At 40.8% G+C, this 17,477-nt stretch carries 10 protein-coding genes and 1 tRNA gene; 2 read left to right on the top strand and 9 right to left on the bottom strand.

The genetic code is table 11. From position 1 onward, the window contains the following. Positions 1-266: 266 nt before the first annotated feature. The 4 genes from DBR43_RS26095 to DBR43_RS26080 form a co-directional block, all read right to left on the bottom strand. Positions 267-1,730 (bottom strand): gluconokinase, encoded by a 1,464-nt coding sequence (locus DBR43_RS26095; RefSeq protein ID WP_124586248.1) that lies wholly within the window; start codon positions 1,728-1,730, stop codon positions 267-269. Positions 1,731-1,912: 182 nt separating this feature from the next. After that, positions 1,913-2,401, bottom strand: coding sequence for a hypothetical protein (locus tag DBR43_RS26090; RefSeq protein ID WP_124586247.1), 489 nt, complete (start codon positions 2,399-2,401; stop codon positions 1,913-1,915). A gap of 7 nt (positions 2,402-2,408) precedes the next feature. Beyond that, a complete protein-coding gene (locus DBR43_RS26085; protein ID WP_124586246.1) occupies positions 2,409-3,875 on the bottom strand; it encodes a SusD/RagB family nutrient-binding outer membrane lipoprotein in 1,467 nt (488 codons plus the stop codon). A gap of 11 nt (positions 3,876-3,886) precedes the next feature. Continuing rightward, entirely contained in the window at positions 3,887-6,985 is a 3,099-nt protein-coding gene (locus DBR43_RS26080; protein ID WP_124586245.1) for a SusC/RagA family TonB-linked outer membrane protein, read from the bottom strand. Positions 6,986-7,038: 53 nt separating this feature from the next. Here DBR43_RS26080 and DBR43_RS33055 point away from each other — a divergent pair, with 53 nt between their 5' ends. After that, entirely contained in the window at positions 7,039-7,197 is a 159-nt protein-coding gene (locus DBR43_RS33055; protein ID WP_158622596.1) for a hypothetical protein, read from the top strand. A gap of 450 nt (positions 7,198-7,647) precedes the next feature. Here DBR43_RS33055 and DBR43_RS26075 read toward each other — a convergent pair. Both DBR43_RS26075 and metG read right to left on the bottom strand, forming a co-directional pair. Next, positions 7,648-7,719: transfer RNA gene (locus DBR43_RS26075), tRNA-Arg, on the bottom strand. A 5-nt stretch (positions 7,720-7,724) separates the two neighbouring features. Continuing rightward, positions 7,725-9,875: a methionine--tRNA ligase gene (metG, locus tag DBR43_RS26070; protein ID WP_124586244.1), complete on the bottom strand. Its 2,151-nt coding sequence runs from the start codon at positions 9,873-9,875 to the stop codon at positions 7,725-7,727. Between metG and DBR43_RS26065 the strand changes: the two genes are divergently transcribed. Continuing rightward, complete coding sequence (locus DBR43_RS26065; protein WP_124586243.1) at positions 9,874-10,773, top strand: LD-carboxypeptidase; 900 nt, start codon at positions 9,874-9,876, stop codon at positions 10,771-10,773. The genes metG and DBR43_RS26065 overlap by 2 nt on opposite strands. Before the next feature lie 195 nt (positions 10,774-10,968). On the opposite strand, the gene DBR43_RS26060 is transcribed toward DBR43_RS26065, so the two are convergent. The 3 genes from DBR43_RS26060 to DBR43_RS26050 form a co-directional block, all read right to left on the bottom strand. Then, positions 10,969-12,435 (bottom strand): RagB/SusD family nutrient uptake outer membrane protein, encoded by a 1,467-nt coding sequence (locus DBR43_RS26060; protein WP_233603220.1) that lies wholly within the window; start codon positions 12,433-12,435, stop codon positions 10,969-10,971. 48 nt (positions 12,436-12,483) lie between these two features. After that, entirely contained in the window at positions 12,484-15,657 is a 3,174-nt protein-coding gene (locus DBR43_RS26055) for a SusC/RagA family TonB-linked outer membrane protein (protein ID WP_124586241.1), read from the bottom strand. A 262-nt stretch (positions 15,658-15,919) separates the two neighbouring features. Further along, positions 15,920-17,458 (bottom strand): SusD/RagB family nutrient-binding outer membrane lipoprotein, encoded by a 1,539-nt coding sequence (locus DBR43_RS26050; RefSeq protein ID WP_124586240.1) that lies wholly within the window; start codon positions 17,456-17,458, stop codon positions 15,920-15,922. Positions 17,459-17,477: the final 19 nt, after the last annotated feature.

Below are 17,477 nucleotides of genomic sequence, written 5' to 3'. Positions count from 1 at the left end.
CATAACTCAGGATTTCCCCCTATTCCTATTTAGAACTATTTTAAATAAAACAACATCTAATGCGATTTTACCATTCTGAATAGCTTGGTATCATAATGAAACGGATTTCGTAAATCTTGACTATTTCCAGCCACATACCGTAGTACGATGATGCCTGCCTCTGTAAGGGGATCAAAAAGCCTATAGAAGCGCAACCAGAATTGGCCTCGCAAAACTAATAAGTGGTTCTTGTCGTCAGGAAAAAAAGTATATAGAAAAATGAATTTTTAATCACCAATATTCAGGCCATCGAGTTCATGCATGCTGCCTTTAAGATTTGGATACAATTGCTGATAGATCATGAATATCTTTTTATACAGCGCATGATTCTCTGGGTTTGGGGTAATTCTTTGTTTCTCTCTTACAGAGAATGGGTACACTTGAGATAATCCAATTGCCCTTATGGCCAGGTATGCAGCGCCAAGAGCGGAGGCGTCTTCTGTTTGCAACAGTACAATTTCTTTTCCTGTGATATCTGCCAATATTTCCATCCAGATCCTGGAATGAACAAATCCACCACTCACATTGATTTGTTTAATCTCTTCTGAATATTGCTCTACTGCCAGGAGAACTTCATTAAGGGCATAACAAATCCCCTCCAAAACAGCCCTTGAAAATTGCTCCTGCCGATGATGAAGCCGAAGACCAAAAAAGGTCCCACAACTTTCGGAATCCCATATTGGGGCACGCTCTCCGGTCAGATAAGGCAGAAAGATCAGGCCCTTACTCCCTGCTGTTGCAGCCTTTACTTTTTCAAAAAACAAAGTATAGTCGGCAGTAGATAATTCGTCCTTACCCAACGTACTTTTAAGGAACCATTGAAGCGCTATTCCGCCATTGTTCACCGGGCCTCCGCAAATATAGGTATCTTCATCTAAGAGATAGCTGAAGGTCATAGCCCTCTCGTTAAAGATTGGTTTTGTGCTCGCGATCCGAACCGCACCACTCGTTCCTATTGTAAGTGCTGAAACACCTGGTTCTATCGCCTCAGTTCCAAGGTTTGCCAAACACCCGTCACTTGCACCGATAACAAATATTACTCCCGAGGCATCCTTCATATTATAGCTCGTACTGACCGGCGCAGACAAACGATCCGTCGTAATCTTTGCCATCAGCAAGGCATCTTCGTTCCAGCTTAAATATTCCACATCGAATAAACCGGTACAGGAGGCAATCGAATGGTCAATTTTAAATTCTTTAAATAAGCGATACCAGATGTACTCCTTAATGGAAATAAATTTGTAAGTCCGATCAAACAGTTCCCGCTGATGTTCATACAGCCAGATGATCTTGCAGAGTGGCGACATGGCATGGATTGGCGTTCCCGTTTTCTTATAAATGATCATTCCTTGTTCAGAGGTTCTGATCCTGGTCGCTATTTCGGAGCTCCGCGAGTCCGCCCAGGTCATCATCGGTGCGAGAGCAATGCCATCTTCATCTACACTGATTAAACTGTGCATTGCACTGCTCAATCCGATTGCAACCGGTATTCCTCCGCATCTATTGGTCATCTCTGTAATGCAGGCTTTAAAAGCAGTCCAAATGTCTTCTGGATCCTGTTCACTATACCCTGGGAGGGACGAATAAGTCGAATAATACTCCTGGAAAGAATCTAAAGGTTCATAATTCAGATTAAGTACAACTGCCTTCGTACTGCCTGTCCCAATATCTATTCCCAGGATATATTCCATGACTTCGTTTTATTTGCAAGTTAGACTTTTAACCATCACTCAACAATAGTGCAATCAAAAGACCATTAAGGTTAAAAAAACGGTATCCGGCTTAAAGCAAAACACCAAACTATCGATCAAAAAAAATGGGATTTGAGTTAAAACTCAAATCCCATTGATCTTATCTAAAGCGCTAAAGAAACCTAGTAGGTTACTCTTGCCCTCACCTGTACCGGAATAATGGTTTCGCCATTATCTAAGGTTACTAAAAATATAAAAGCAATCTCCGGAGTTTTCGTGTTAATCAAGGCAGCGTTAGCTGCTGAAGAAGCCTTGAAAGCAGTTAGCGTTGTTTGAAAAACTGCAGTCTTTCCATTACCAGCAATAGGCGCTGCAATGTAAGTAGCTGTAGTAACCGAACCCGGCTGAATAGCTGTACCTCCTGCTAATACTTTTGTAATTTCTTTTATAGTTCTTGGTGAACTATCTGGAATTGCTAAAGTAAATTTAATTGGTGCATTCAAATCGGCAGCGGTTATAGAAATATAAGGATTAAACCCAAAGGTAGTCGTTCCTGGAAAGGTGACAGGTGTTTCAGGTAAATTGTCCTTATAAAACTCTCCGTATTTTTTTTTGCAGCTTGTCACTCCAATAGTCAGCAACAAAGCCAGTATTATATATATATTTTTCATATGTTAATTAGTTTACATCCCACCAAACTTTCACGTTTGGTAAAATACCTGTTTTGAAATTAGGATTACGTTGTATTTCCTGAGTGATATATTGCAATCTCACCGGACGGGTTCCGTCGATACCAACCGCATTCTGGTGTGCCGGTAGGTCAGGATAACCAGTTCTTCTCCAGTCAGTCCATTGTTCAAAACCATTTCCAACTAAAGATATATACTTTTGATCTATAATCTGTTTGATTTTCGCTTCATTAGTCCCGCTTAAAGTCGCAATGGTAGGATTTGCAGTCAAGAAAGCTGTAATATCCGTGCCACTTACTCCTGCTGATTGCATTGATGCAGTGATACCTTCAGTATACAATGCCTGAGCATCACCAGCAGTACCTAATCTCAATACTGCTTCTGCAAGAATAAATGCCCTTTGCCAGTTAGAAACTAATCTTACAGGACCTTCGCCATTTATTCCGGTTACATAATTACCGAACTGCGAACGGGTATCAAATCCAGGAACAGTTCCAGCGAAACCATTATCAACAGTTACATAATTGGCTCCCGGTTTAGTAATGAAAGCAGTTAGCCTTGGATCATTTGTCGATTGTAATTTAGTTAAGAAACGTGTACTGATCAATTGATCTGTTCTAAATGAACTGATTCTTGTATACTCATACACTGGACTTCTGCTTCCAACTGAGGCACCAAATTTAACTTCTAAATTTTCGCTATTACTCTTGATGTAAGAATCAGCAGAAGCTAAAACTTCATCGATAATCGCTTTTGCTTTTGCCGGTTCCACTAAACTGATCTGAAGAGCCAGTTTAAGTAAGAGGGTATTTCCCGCCTTTTTCCACTTCACAATATCTCCTCCATAAACCACATCGTCAGTTTTAGGGATAAGCAATCCTTTCTTATCCAAATCTTTCATTCCATCTTTTACCAGATCAAATAAACTCTGAATACCTGCCGCACCCAAATAAATGTCTTTTTGAGTATCCAGCTTTGGCTGAGTAGCTCCATTTCCTTTCAATGCATCAGAATATGGAATATCTCCCCAACAATCGGTAGTCATACCAAAAGTATAAGCCATCATTATTTTCGAGATCCCTGAATAAACCGGAGACTGGTATTTGCCTTCGCTTTCGATGATTTTTTTATAGTTAACCAATGCACCATCATAAATCTCAAAGCGCCATTGATTTCCAAAATCATCTCCATCAGTATTATATCTATCCCATCTTAAAGGGCTACCAGCTGCGCCTGAAGTCACATCGATCAGTACAGAACCAAATCTGTTCAATTCATTGTTATTCGCAAATGCGGAACCAACGATCGCTCCCGGCAAAGCCACATTAGGAGGAATAGCCAGAGGGTTATTTGGGGTGTCATTAACATCCAGAAACTTTTTGCAGGATGATGTGCTCAAAGCTAAAGCTGCAATGGCACAAAATGATAAAATTTTATTAACTCTTATATATTTCATAATCGTTTTTTCTAGAAGGTTACTTTAAGATTAAATCCGTAATTTTTGGTTGAAGGCATACCATTAAAGTCCACACCTTGGATATTACCTGCACCAGAGCTATTAGTCTCAGGATCCTGAGGGAATCCAGGAGCAAATAACCAAAGATTTCTTGCGCTAAATCCTAAGCTTACCTGACCAAAAGGAGTTTTGGTTAACAATTTAGCCGGTAAAGAATAAGCAAGACCAACTTCTCTCAATCTGTATGAAGTTGCATCAAATACCGCTCCTTCGGAAGCCAAACCGCCTAATCCTGCCCAGTAAGTCTGAGCTGATACCTGGATATTATTTTTTCTGTAGGTACCATCTCCATTTGCAATTACACCTGGAAGAATTCTTGGTTGATCTCTGTCTTTAGCAGTCATTTCTATCTGACCTCCTCCACGCATATCTGTTTGACCAAATGAATAGATCTGACCTCCTTTATTGATGTCAAATAAAGCAGACAATGTTAATCCTTTATAAGTAAACCTGTTGCTGATTCCAAGTGTATAATCTTTCTGAGGACTCATAACCACGCTATTTGGAACTCCTGGAGCAAAAGCACCAGTTAATCCGTTAACCAACAGCTCTCCATTTGGAGTTCTGGCGTTTGCAGTAGAAATAATCACACCATAAGGATATCCAACTTTTATTGAAGGGTTGATACCAACGAATGCATTACCTGCAATCGGGGCATTATCTACACCTTCATCAATAGATAAAACTTTATTTCTGATTCTTGTGAAGTTCATGCTCACATCCCAGCTAAAATCAGATGATCTTACAGGGGTTGCATTTAATTGCAACTCAATTCCCCTATTTCTCATTTCTCCGATATTAGTTGTTCTGGTATCATATCCTGATGAGTTAGACACTGCAACGTTAAAGATCTGATTTGTACTACGTGTATCAAAATAAGTAAAATCAACACTTACTCTGCTTTTCAATAATCCAATATTAAATCCACCTTCATATGAAGTAACGAACTCAGGTCCTAAATCAGGAGAACCGATTCTGGTGCTCGCACCAAATCCAGGAATACTGTTTCCGCCGATTGACATAGGGAAGTTAATTGATGCGGTGTTGTTACCATAACTAGATTTAACATACACAGAATTCAATAAATAAGGATCAGCATCCCTACCTACCCTTGCCACGTTACCTCTGATTTTCAAGTAAGAAAGCACATCTGATTTGATGTTGAATACTTCAGTAGGCACAAAACTTACGGCAACTGATGGATAGAAGTAAGTATTTTTATTTGTTGGCAATGTAGAAGACATATCTGCTCTTCCTGAAAGCTCCATGAACAAATAAGATTTATAGTCCAAAGACAACTGTGCATAATGCCCAACTAATCTTCTCATTTCTCTTGTAGCACTTGAATTTGTGAATACGGTACCGTTACTCACGTTATCAAAACCAGGGATAACCAAGCCTTCAGCAACTACTTCAGAAGCTCTTAGTGTTCTTTGGTTGATGTTCTGTCCTAACAAGAGGCTTGCATTTAATCCGTCAGTGAATACGTTGTTCTTTTTCATATTGATCAACAAATCACCATTATATTCACCTCTTAGTATACCTGATTCGCCTAGAAGTCCACCTGGATTTCTTGCTGCACCCAGTCTGTTGATTGCATTTTTATCATCCTGGTATACATCCGCTGTAATTCTATAGCCAACGTTAATCCAATCAGCAATGTCATAACTGATCGAAGTATTACCGAATACACGGTCAATTCTGTTATCCAGGTATTCGTTTTCAAGCGACCATTTCGGGTGATTTTGTCCTGGTAAGAAATAGATACTATTTCCAAGGTCATTTTTGTACGGAGCTCCGCTTAAATCATAACTACGAGGAATTCTGCTGATCTGACCAAAGGCACTTCCACCGTTACCTGCAATTGTGTTCTTTGTAAAACTTTTTACATAAGTAATTGTTCCACCCAATTTGATACCGTTTCTTAGTTTGGTATTTCCACCAACCTGAACGTTATGTCTTTGGTATTTAGAATGGTCAATAATTCCACTCTGTAAGGTACTACCCAAATTCACAACAAAATTTTTATCCTTATCACCACCGGCGATATTCAAACTGTTCTGTAAGATCGAACCTTGTTTATAAAAATCTTTTATATTGTTAGGATATGCCTGGTAAGGTACTACTCCTGCATAACTGGTCGTAACCGTTGGCATAGTACCGAATTTTGGTCCCCATGAATTGGTGCTGTTTTCCACAAAATTATTCTGCGTTCCCTGACCGTACTCATTTTGAAATTTAGGAAGGTAACTTGCATTTTGTAAATTTAGTGAAGAGCTGAATGTTACTTCAGTTTTACCTTTCATTCCTGAACCGTCTTTAGTTGTAATTACAATTACACCAGCAGAAGCTCTTGAACCATATAAAACAGATGCAGCAGGACCTTTCAACACGTTGATGGTAGCAATACTTTCCGGATCAACATCAGAAAGACGACCAGAAGGCTGAGAACCAAACAATGTATTTTGTGTATTATCTACACCATTGTTAAAGATAATTCCATCCACAACAATTAGGGGCTGGTTATTTCCGTTGAACGAAGTTACCCCTCTAATGTTAATGTTGGTAGACGATCCTGGCGCGCCAGAAGAACTTGTAATGTTCACACCAGTCACTTTTCCTTGTAAAGTATTCAAAAGGTTGGGATCTGATTTTTGAGCAACCTCGTCACCTTTAACAATTTGAGTTGCGTAACCAAGTGAGCTCGCCTGTCTTTTAATACCAAGGGCTGTTACAACAACTTCGGTTAAGACTTTTGAATCCGGGGATAAAACAACATCTACTGTTGAGCCACCAATTGCTTTACTTAGTCTCTCGAAACCTAGATAGGTGAATTCCAGTTCTGTTGCGCCTGCAGGAACCTGAACAGAGTATTTTCCGTTCGATCCTGTTACAGTACCACTTTTTGTACCTTTTACCTTTACACTTACTCCCGGGATTGGTAATTTATCCTCTTTTGAAGTAACCGTACCTGTAATTGTCCGCTCTTGGGCCATTGCTGAGGTAGCAACGAACAACAAGATGAACAAACTTTGTAGAAGTTTTTTCATAATTTAAAAATAGGTTAGTTAAATTTTCACCAATAATACTGCAACTTAATAACATGGCCAAATTTATTTTGCTATTCTTTGCAAAAAAATCAACTTTATGGAATATTTTTATTATTAAACGTCATATTCCGGAATGGAAATACAAAGATATGTTTGCCCCATTTACCATCACAAAAAAGAAAAAAGATAACACAAGAGGATATCAGCGTTAATTTCAAAAAAATTAACTGCTAAATTCAGTGGACAATAGAAGCATATAGCAATTGCCGCAAAAAAAGCCTTTAAAATCTTTTGATAATTTTTTTTGTTAGTGCGTACAATAGGTCAGGCAATTTTCATTGGGATGTTAAGACCCACTCTGGCAGTTAAGCTACATAATCTTAACCAATAGGAAATTTACAGTTCAAATGAAAAAAAAACAAGAGCTGAGTCTCCTGATTATCAGATAGCGTATTTTAATTCGTCAGATATAAAATGAGGAGAAAGCAAAAATTACAAAACAATTACATTACTGGGAATCAATCCAGATGATGTTGCGACCAGCATCTTTAAAACATGGCATTTAAGGCAACAGGGAGATTTAAAAGATGTCTCTACATAAATCACAAAAAACAAAAATGGCCTTCCTTATAAAGGAAAGCCATCTCAAGTCATTTAAAAAGTGGTCCCGACGAGAATCGAACTCATATCTAAAGTTTAGGAAACTTCTATTCTATCCGTTGAACTACGGGACCAGTACCTATTTTATTACGCTGCCATTACTATGGTTTTGTATAGGAGCCACAAAAGTAAGTTTTCCTTCTGAATTTTCAGACATTAATATCATTCCTTGTGATAAAATTCCCTTAATTTCCCTGGGAGCCAGGTTCACAACCACGCTTACCTGTTGACCTACAATATCTTCCGGTTTAAAATATTCGGCAATACCAGATACAACAGTCCGTTCATCTATTCCCGTATCCAGGGTTAATTTCAACAATTTCTTTGTCTTTTCTACCTTTTCAGCAGCAATAATGGTAGCCACACGAATATCGATCGCACCAAATTGTTCAAATTGAATGTTTTCCTTGGCAGGAGCAACAACAGCATTATTTACTGTATTATCTGCCTTACTTTGGTTCAACTTATCAATTTGCGCCTGCACTTCTTCATCCTCGATCTTTTCGAACAGCAATTGTGGCTCATTCAGCTGATGGCCGCGGTGAAGTAAATCTACTCTGCCTGCATCAGCCCATTGATGACCGCCATAATTCAGCATTTTCATTAGCTTATCGGCTGTAAAAGGCAAAAACGGCTCAATCAGTATTTCTATGTTTGCTGCAATTTGCAGGCTGATATTTAAAATCGTACGAACCCTGTCTTCATCCGTTTTAATCACTTTCCAGGGCTCCGTTTCCGCCAGGTATTTATTTCCCAGACGGGCAACGTTCATCACCTCAGATAAAGCTTCTCTGAAACGGTAATTTTCTATTGACGCACTGATTCTGGCCGGGAAAGCAGCAAGTTCATCAATCACCTCCTGATCAACCGGAGTAACCTCCATGCGCATTGGCACTTTACCGCCAAAATATTTATGCGTTAATACCGTCACCCTGTTGATGAAATTACCTAAGATGGCAACCAGTTCATTGTTGTTTCTCGCCTGAAAATCTTTCCAGGTAAAATCATTATCCTTAGTTTCAGGGGCAGTAGCAGTTAGCACATAACGTAATACATCTTGTTTACCCTTGAATTCCAGCAAATACTCATTTAACCAGACTGCCCAGTTTTTAGAAGTCGATATTTTCTGACCTTCCAGATTCAGGAACTCATTTGCAGGCACATTATCCGCTAAGGTATAATCACCATGAGCCATTAACATTGCCGGAAAAATCACACAATGGAAAACGATATTGTCTTTGCCGATGAAATGAACCAATTTTGTTTCTTCATCTTTCCAATAATCTTCCCAGTTTCCCTTTATTAATCCTGTTTTATTGATATAATATTCTTCAGCCTTAGGATTCCAGACATCCAGACGGGCATACTCAAACAATTCTTTTGTTGCGGAAATATAACCGATCGGCGCATCGAACCAAACATATAACACTTTACCTTCAGCATCTTTAACGGGAACTTTTACTCCCCAATCCAGATCCCTGGTCATTGCACGGGGCTGCAATCCTGCATTTAACCATGACTGACATTGTCCATAAACATTCGGACGCCATTCTTTATGGCTTTCTATATATGCTCTAAGCTGGCCTTCATATTTATCCAGCGGTAAAAACCAATTTTTAGTTTCTTTCCTTACCGGCTTTTCTCCTGAAAGAGTAGACTTAGGATTGATCAGATCGGTCGCATTTAAGGTACTTCCGCAATTCTCACATTGATCGCCATAAGCATTTTCATTTCCACACTTCGGACAGGTTCCGGTAATGTACCTGTCGGCAAGGAATGTTTGTGCTTTTTCATCGTAGTATTGTTCTGTCACTTCTTCCGTAAACACCCCTTTATCATAAAGGTTTTCAAAGAAGTCTGAAGCCGTCTGATGGTGCATTAAAGAGGAAGTCCGGTGATAAATATCAAAGGAAACGCCGAATTCCTTAAAAGAATCACCGATGATTTTATGGTATTTATCAACAATAACCTGAGGAGTTACCCCCTCCCTTTTAGCTTTAAGGGTAATGGGCACACCATTTTCATCAGATCCGCAGATAAATTTCACATCTCTTTTATTCGAACGCAGATACCTTACATAAGTATCCGCAGGTAGATAAACACCTGCTAAGTGTCCAATATGCACTGGTCCGTTGGTATAAGGCAAAGCGGCCGTAACCGTATATCTCTTTATTTTACTATTATCCAAAACTATTTTTATTATTTTGTCAAATATAAGTGTTTTACCCATGATTAAACAGCCAGCTCATTTAAAAAAAGGAGACAAAATTGCAATCGTTTCCCCAGCAAAGAAATTACCAGGAGACATTAATAGTGCCATCGCGATTTTGGAGCAGTGGGGACTGGAAGTTGTTCCCGGAGAAAACATTTATGCCGGATACCATCAGTTTGCCGGAACTGACGCACAGCGCACAAGAGACCTTCAAAGCTTTTTGGACGATCCTGACATCCGCGCCATTATTGCTTCCAGAGGAGGGTACGGAACCATTAGAATCATTGACGAACTTGATTTTACCGGTTTTAAAGAAGATCCCAAATGGCTCATCGGTTTCAGCGACCTCACGATTTTGCTTTCTCATCTTTTAGCTGTACTGAATACGCAAAGCATCCATGGACAAATGCCTAAAACTTTTGAGGATGCTTCTCCTGAATCACTGGAGTCCTTAAGGAAAGTACTATTCGGAGAACCGCTTTCCTACGAATATAACAGCGGGTTTAAAAATTTGGAAGGGATTGCAGAAGGCATTGTCATAGGAGGAAACCTAACCCTGTTGGTGGCAACCGAAGGCTCCGCTTCAGCAGTAGATTACACAGATAAGATTTTGTTCCTGGAAGATGTTGGCGAACAGGAATATGCCATAGACCGAATGATGTGGATGCTAAAGCGCAGTGGCAAATTATCCCGGTTAAAGGGCCTGATTGTAGGTGCTTTTACTGGCATTAAACCTGAAGACATTCCATTCGGATCAAGTCCCGAACAGTTGATTCTGGATCTGGTAAAGGAATATGGATACCCTGTATGTTTCAATTTTCCGGTTGGTCATATCGATGACAACAGGGCCTTAATTGTCGGAAAAAAGGCAAGACTCTCTGTCGAACAGAAAAAGGTATCATTAAAGTATTTATAAAAAACCCGCAAAGAACATCAGCAACTAAGCTTTTGCAAAAAAAGACAGATCAGTTTTTAGATAAAGCCTGATTAGCAAGGGAGAAAACCCGTTAATTACGACAAGCATATTTAAGGATATACGCTGGATAAGCAAGCAACAAAAAAGGCCGGTTTTTATAAAAACCGGCCTTTTTTGTTAAAAATCATTTAATCCCTACATGTTATTTACTTCAGGATTTGTATTTGTTTCCTGAAGCGGAATCGGGAATGTATAACGTGGATCTGTTACCGGAATAGAAACCGAACCAGCACCAAATGATGGGATGGGCGCTACTCTTCTCGCCAGGTCATTATAGCGCATACCTTCCGTCAGGAACTCGATTCTTCTTTCTTTCAGGATTGCAGCCAGCAGATCTGCAGAAGTAGCCAGCACACCAAAATCGTAAGTTGGATCTGAACGTTTACGAACTGCATCCAATAACGCTCTGGAACGAACCAGGTTTCCACCAGGATTCAGCGCTTCTGCTTCGGCAAGATTCAATAATACCTCTGCATACCTGATCACCGGAGCCGAATCCAGGAAAGGATTGATCCCCTTAAATTTAGTCGGATAAGTATAAGTTCTGCCTGCAAAAGAAGAAGTGGCAGTCAACCCTGTTTTTCTGGCATCAGTGGCCCTCCAGGAAGGATCAGCATAAATTCCCGCTCCCGTAATATTCAAAGAATACTCCAGGTTACCATTCCCTACATTGAAATAATACCCAAGTTGATTTTGAGTATTTGGAACGTTTGTCTCTGCAAAAGGAAAGGAAAGGATAGATTCAGAAGTGGTGTAAGGTGCCGCAAAAACGTTTACAACATTTGCCTGTAGAGCATGACCTACCCTTGCCGCATCAACCGTAATAAAAGGAGCCGTTTGTGAGACCAGTTTATTTCCTTCTTCAATAACCTTATCATATTTACCCATAGCTAAATAAACCCTGGTTTTCAAGGCAATAGCCGTATTTTTATGTGCTCTTGTGGTATTTCCAAGGGCATCTCCCTGCGTATTCGGCAAGCCTGTTTCCGCCTCATTCAGGTCTTTTAAGACCTGGGCATAGATGGCTGCCACAGAACTGCTTTTTAAACGGTTATTCTGCAGGTTTGTTTCCGGAAGCAAGCGTAAAGGCATGCCTCTGGACGCACCATTGTCCAGCAAATATGGCTTGGCAAAGATTTGTATTAAAGAGAAGTAAGACAATGCTCTTAAAAACTTCGCCTCTGCCACATAGTTATCACTGACAGCCTGAGTCAATACCCCCGGATGGTCAGTCATCCCTTTAAGAAACAAGTTTACCCGGTTAATGGTAATGTACCCCTGCGACCATAATCTTGCGATATACGTATCGGAAGCAACATTTGTACCTTGATAAACGGTCAGTCCTGTTACCCCGTTACTGGTCCGGTTACTGAATTCTTCGGCCCTGATGTCATTATAAATGAGGTATCGTCCTCCTAAAAATGCACCTGATTTGATCGAAAAATAGAGTCCGTTTACCTGCGCCAGAATCCTGGTCGGATTAGCAAAAGCTTCCGCTTCAGGCAAAGTCAGCTCAGGCTCTGCCGTCAAAAAATCCTTTTTGCAGGAAGAAATACTCCCAATTAAAGGAATTGCAAGAATAGCCACTGTGGCGATCTTCAATTTATATGTTTTTATATGAAAAATTTTCATGAATATTCTCTTTAAATATTATAATCCAATACTAAGACCAAAAGTAAATGCCCTTCCCTGAGGGATGGTATTACGCTCCACACCACTTGAAAGTGTAGAATTACCATTGGTAGAGATCTCAGGATCTACCCCCGAATAATTGGTAATTAAAAAAGCATTATTTACAGAAGCGTAAAGTCTAAGGCTATTGATCCCTGCACGGCTTATCAATGTTTTTGGAAGTCTGTATCCTATTGTTGCAGTCTGCAAACGTAAGAAATCACCCTTTTCCACATTATCGCTGATTGCAAAAGAAGATCCGTTGGAAACGTTATCTGAATACACTGTTCTCGGGATATTGGTGTTCTGTCCCGGAGCGGTCCATGCTTTCAGAATCTCGGTGGAATTGTTCCAGAAACGTTGATCCAATAGTCCTGCACGTGATCCATTATAGATATAGTTACCTCCGGAGAAAGTAAACATCAGGTTCAGGTCAAAATTCCCGTAAGTAAAGGTATTGTTAAACCCTCCGTACCACTTTGGTAAGGTCCCGCCAATCACCTGTGCATCTCCTGCCGCACTTGGTGCTACAGTCCCGTCAAGATAAGTCCAGGCATTAACACCTCCCTGATGAAGGTATTGTACCTCGCGACCGGCGGCGTTGATGAATATTCTTCTTCCGTTTTCAGGGTTTACACCTTTGGTTCTTACGGCATAAATACTACCAATTGGCTCCCCAACTTTAGTAATACTTGCAGACTCCAATCCACCGGTAGTTCCGATCAATTGTTTCACTGTAGGGTCAAGTTCGGTAACTTTATTTTTAAGGAAGGTAACGTTCAGGTTTACTTTCCAGCTGAATTTATCCGTTTTAACCGGAAGACCCCCGATTCCAAGCTCAAAGCCCTTGTTATACATCGAACCAACGTTCGCCAAAATACTTCCTCCTGCAATCAAATCTTCAGGGATTCCTTTAGACGGAGCCTGAGGAACATCAAGGATCAGGTTGTTGATATTTTTATAGAAATAATCGGCTTCAAGTGTCAGTCTGTCGTTCCATAAGCCGAGGTTGATCCCAATGTCGGTCTGAGTACTGGTTTCCCAGGTCAGGTCTTTATTTCCTGCTTTATTATAGTACCAGGCGAAAGGTGTGCCCCCATATATTGCCGGACTATAGGTCGTATATTCATTGTAAGCCCCAACATTTCCGTTTCCAACTTTACCAAAGCTTGCACGCAGACGGAGGTTGTTTACGGTATTGGCCAGGCCTGAGTTCTTAAAGAAATCCTCCTGCGAAATAGACCAGCCAACGGATCCACCTCCAAAGTTACCCCATTTCCTTCCTGCAGCCAGTCCCGAATTTCCATCTCTTCTAAAGTTACCACTGATAAAGTACTTTCCATTGTAGTTATAGCTTACACTCGCAAGATAGGCTTCAAAAGAAATCTGATCGATCGAATTTCCGGAAGGGACATTGGTTACATAAGTTCCCTGAAACTGATCAAAAAAGGTTGGGTCGCCCAATTTATCACGTGTAGAGCCCCAGTTTTCAGTTCTTGTCTTTTGAACGTCGGAACCTACAGTCACGTTCAGGTTATGAACGCCATCAAAAGATTTATTGTATTGCAGGGTATTGATCCAGTTCCAGTTATTTCTTCTGGTGTTCTGATTGGTCGCGCGACCTCCCGGTGTAACACCGTCTCCCTGAAAAGGATTCAGGAACCTTATATTCTCCACATTACTTCTGTCCCAGGAATAATTAGTTCTGAAATTTAGGCCTTCAGCAAGTTTAAAATCAGCACCCAGGTTCGCTAAGAAGCGGTTTGTTTCAGAGCTGTTTTTATCCTTTTCGATTAAAACAGTTGGATGTGCCCAGTTGCTTGGAACTAAATTGGCACCATTTCCTACCGAGTTAACGGTCATGTTATAAGATCCATCCGGATTTCTTGGCGCAACATTCGGTGCAATGGCAACCACAATACGGCCTAAACCGGAAGAGTTAAACGCAGCACCCGGAGAAGATCCGCTGTTAGGCGACTCATTTAAGCTGTTGTTATAATTCATGTTCAAATTCAACTTCAACCAGTCCGTAGCCTGATGCGTTAAATTCACCCTTCCTGAATACCTTTTAAAGGTGTTTTTCTTCAAAAAGCCATTCTGATCAGAAAGCCCGCCAGACATGTAATACGTTGTTTTGTCTGTACCCCCGCTAACGGTTACACTATGGTTCTGAGAATATGCGGTTCTATATACCTCATCATACCATCTTGTATCTACTAAGGATCCGTCTGCGTTATACGAAGGAAGAAAGCCATTTCCATTTGCATCTCTTTGAGAGACTGGAACCACGTTTGGATTTAATGCAACCGCATTTTTAAGTGCTGCATTCTTAACGTCCATGTACTGCTGCGCATTCAGGAGCTCTGGTAAGCGAACAGCATTGTTCACTCCAAACCAGCCATCATAGCCTACACGGGCATCTCCTTTTTTTCCCTTTTTTGTCGTAATCACCAATACCCCTGCTGCTGCTCTCGAACCATACAAGGCTGTTGAGGCCGCATCTTTAAGGATATCGATAGATTCAATATCATTTGGGTTAATATCACCCAATGGATTATTGGTGGTGGAGTTTGCAGATGCATCTGTAGTAGGGAAAGGAATTCCATCTACAATCACCAATGGAAACGAGCTCAATGAAATTGAACTCACGCCCCTCACCCGGATCACTGGAGGATTGTTTAGTAAACCATTCGGCTGAATGATGCTCACACCGGCAGCTTGTCCTGTCATCCCCTGTACAAAACTCTGAACAGGCCTGTCTTTCAGGTCATCTCCTTTAATTGTAGCGGCCGAACCTGTAAAGTCCTTTTTCTTGGTCGTGCCATAACCGGTTACCACCACTTCTGTCAATGCCTTGGAATCTGATTCCAGTGCAATATTTACGACATTTGAGGTACCAATGTTCTTAGATTGGGAAACATAACCCAGATAAGAAAACTCCAATGCATGTGCTCCGGAGGGAGCTTTTAAAGTAAATCGGCCGTCCGAGCCTGACTGGGTACCACCCTTGGCCCCTTTTAATCGAATTGTTACTCCCGGAAGCGGTTTGCCATCGCTGTCGTCGGTAACTGTCCCGGTAATTGTTCTCTCCTGAGCTATCGCGCTGGTCGCGACAAACAACAGAATGAACAAACTCTGTACAAGTTTTTTCATAAAAACGTAAAATTTAGGTTAGTTAATAGTTAACCCAATATATGTAACATTTCCATTATTTAGCAAAAAAATTAACGATTTGTGGCTTTTATCAAAAAGTGTAATAAAACCACCATTCTCAGAGCTTTACAAGCCTTTTATTGTAAAAAATATAAACAAACAGAATCAGCCCCAGCACCTTACAAAAATGCCTTTAACGAAAAAAGAGCCTGTGTCAATTCTTGACACAGGCTCTTTAGTATTTTAAAACTGAAAGGTTAACTTATTTTTGCCAGAAAATTTTAGAGGTAAAAATGTTAATGTTAGGCACATTAGCCGCATTGGCAGCAATCTCACCCTGAGTATACGGAACACGCAATGGCAGTTTTCCACCACTGATATTCAGTAATCCAACCGGAAGATTAGTAGGGAAACCAGTTCTACGGTATTCAGCCCAGCACTCACCACCATTAAAGCCATTATTTGAAACCCATTTCTGGGTAATGATCGCTTCCAGTTGTCTGTTCGCTGTTGTAGCGGCAGCCCAGTTCACCAATGGCGAGGTAGAAGTTGTATAATACGTTGCTGCTGCTGTTGCGGTAGAACCAAGAAGTTTGAAGGACTCTTCAATTCCTTTGTTATAAGCAATAGCTGCATTCGCCGGACCCGGATTCAGGAACCCGGCCAGAGAAGCTTCTGCCTGAAGGAAAAAACTTTCAGCAGCAGTAATCAGGTAAGCAGGCTTAGAGAAACCATTACTTGCAAGCGGAGGTATAACTCCTGGACCAATTGCCGAATAGTTATCCTTTTTTGTAGTTGGTGTAGCCGTAGTTCCCGGATATACACCTACGAAAGTAGTTCCCGGAACCGCAGGTGTTACTGCTGGTTTATAAATCAATGGAAGTCTTGGATCAGCGGCGCCAAGCAAATAGTTGACCGCGTAAACATTCGCCCTGGTTCCCTGATAGTTTGAACTTTCAGCACCCGAAACGTTAAAGCCCAATTGTCCGTATATTGGATTGAACTTTCCTGTTTGATTCAGATATCCGGGATTAGTTCCCGCATTTTCACCCGCAGCAAGAAAGGACTGGCCTGCCAATGAAGCAAAACCTGCAGTTACTTTTGCAAGACGGGAAGGAATCAGCGACTGACGCAGTAAAACACGAAGTTTTAAAGTGTTGGCAAAACGTTTCCATTTATCCATCTCCGCGGTAATCGTACCACCCGGGAACACAATATCACTGGTTCCTGGCTTATCCGATGTTGCAGAAACATCAATACTGGCGATCCCTGCATCAATAAGCGTAAGAATGCCATCATAAACATCTTCTGCTTTATCATATTTAGGGTTCAGGATGGCAGTACCGGTCAAGGCTTCAGAAAAAGGAACATCACCCCAGGTATCTACCAATATCTGATAATTATAAGCCTGCATGATTTTCGAAATCGCAACAGCATTCTTTTTACCTGCAGCTGCTGCTTCCTTCTCTACATATTTATAGTCGTTTAGTCCACCTGCATAAATAAGGATCCAAAGCGCATCATAGCTGGACGGTGTAAATGCATAAGTTTCCTGTGGCTGATAAAAGGCAAAATCAGGTGCTTGTGCCCAGTTACCTGTCAGAAGGTTTCCTAAAACATTCATGTTGTTATTGACCACGATTCCGGTATTGGCCAATGCCACCGGCAAAACCAGTTCAGGAGTTGTTGTTTCGGGAAGATTTGGATTCTTATTGATATCCAAAAAATTCTTTTCGCAGCCTGTAGCCCCAAAAACAAGGGTGACTAAAGCTAATCCTTTTATTATATTTCTAATTTTCATGTTGTTAAATTTAGCTCTA

Source organism: Pedobacter sp. KBW06 (assembly GCF_003852525.1).
Lineage (GTDB): Bacteria > Bacteroidota > Bacteroidia > Sphingobacteriales > Sphingobacteriaceae > Pedobacter.
This window is presented reverse-complemented; position numbering and strand designations above follow the sequence as displayed.

Coding starts and splice junctions, on each gene's coding strand:
- metG (WP_124586244.1), bottom strand. CDS start 9,875: ATGGGTAAAACACTTATATTTGACAAAATAATAAAAATAGTTTTGGAT.
- DBR43_RS26050 (WP_124586240.1), bottom strand. CDS start 17,458: ATGAAAATTAGAAATATAATAAAAGGATTAGCTTTAGTCACCCTTGTT.
- DBR43_RS26080 (WP_124586245.1), bottom strand. CDS start 6,985: ATGAAAAAACTTCTACAAAGTTTGTTCATCTTGTTGTTCGTTGCTACC.
- DBR43_RS26065 (WP_124586243.1), top strand. CDS start 9,874: ATGATTAAACAGCCAGCTCATTTAAAAAAAGGAGACAAAATTGCAATC.
- DBR43_RS26090 (WP_124586247.1), bottom strand. CDS start 2,401: ATGAAAAATATATATATAATACTGGCTTTGTTGCTGACTATTGGAGTG.
- DBR43_RS26085 (WP_124586246.1), bottom strand. CDS start 3,875: ATGAAATATATAAGAGTTAATAAAATTTTATCATTTTGTGCCATTGCA.
- DBR43_RS33055 (WP_158622596.1), top strand. CDS start 7,039: ATGGCCAAATTTATTTTGCTATTCTTTGCAAAAAAATCAACTTTATGG.
- DBR43_RS26055 (WP_124586241.1), bottom strand. CDS start 15,657: ATGAAAAAACTTGTACAGAGTTTGTTCATTCTGTTGTTTGTCGCGACC.
- DBR43_RS26095 (WP_124586248.1), bottom strand. CDS start 1,730: ATGGAATATATCCTGGGAATAGATATTGGGACAGGCAGTACGAAGGCA.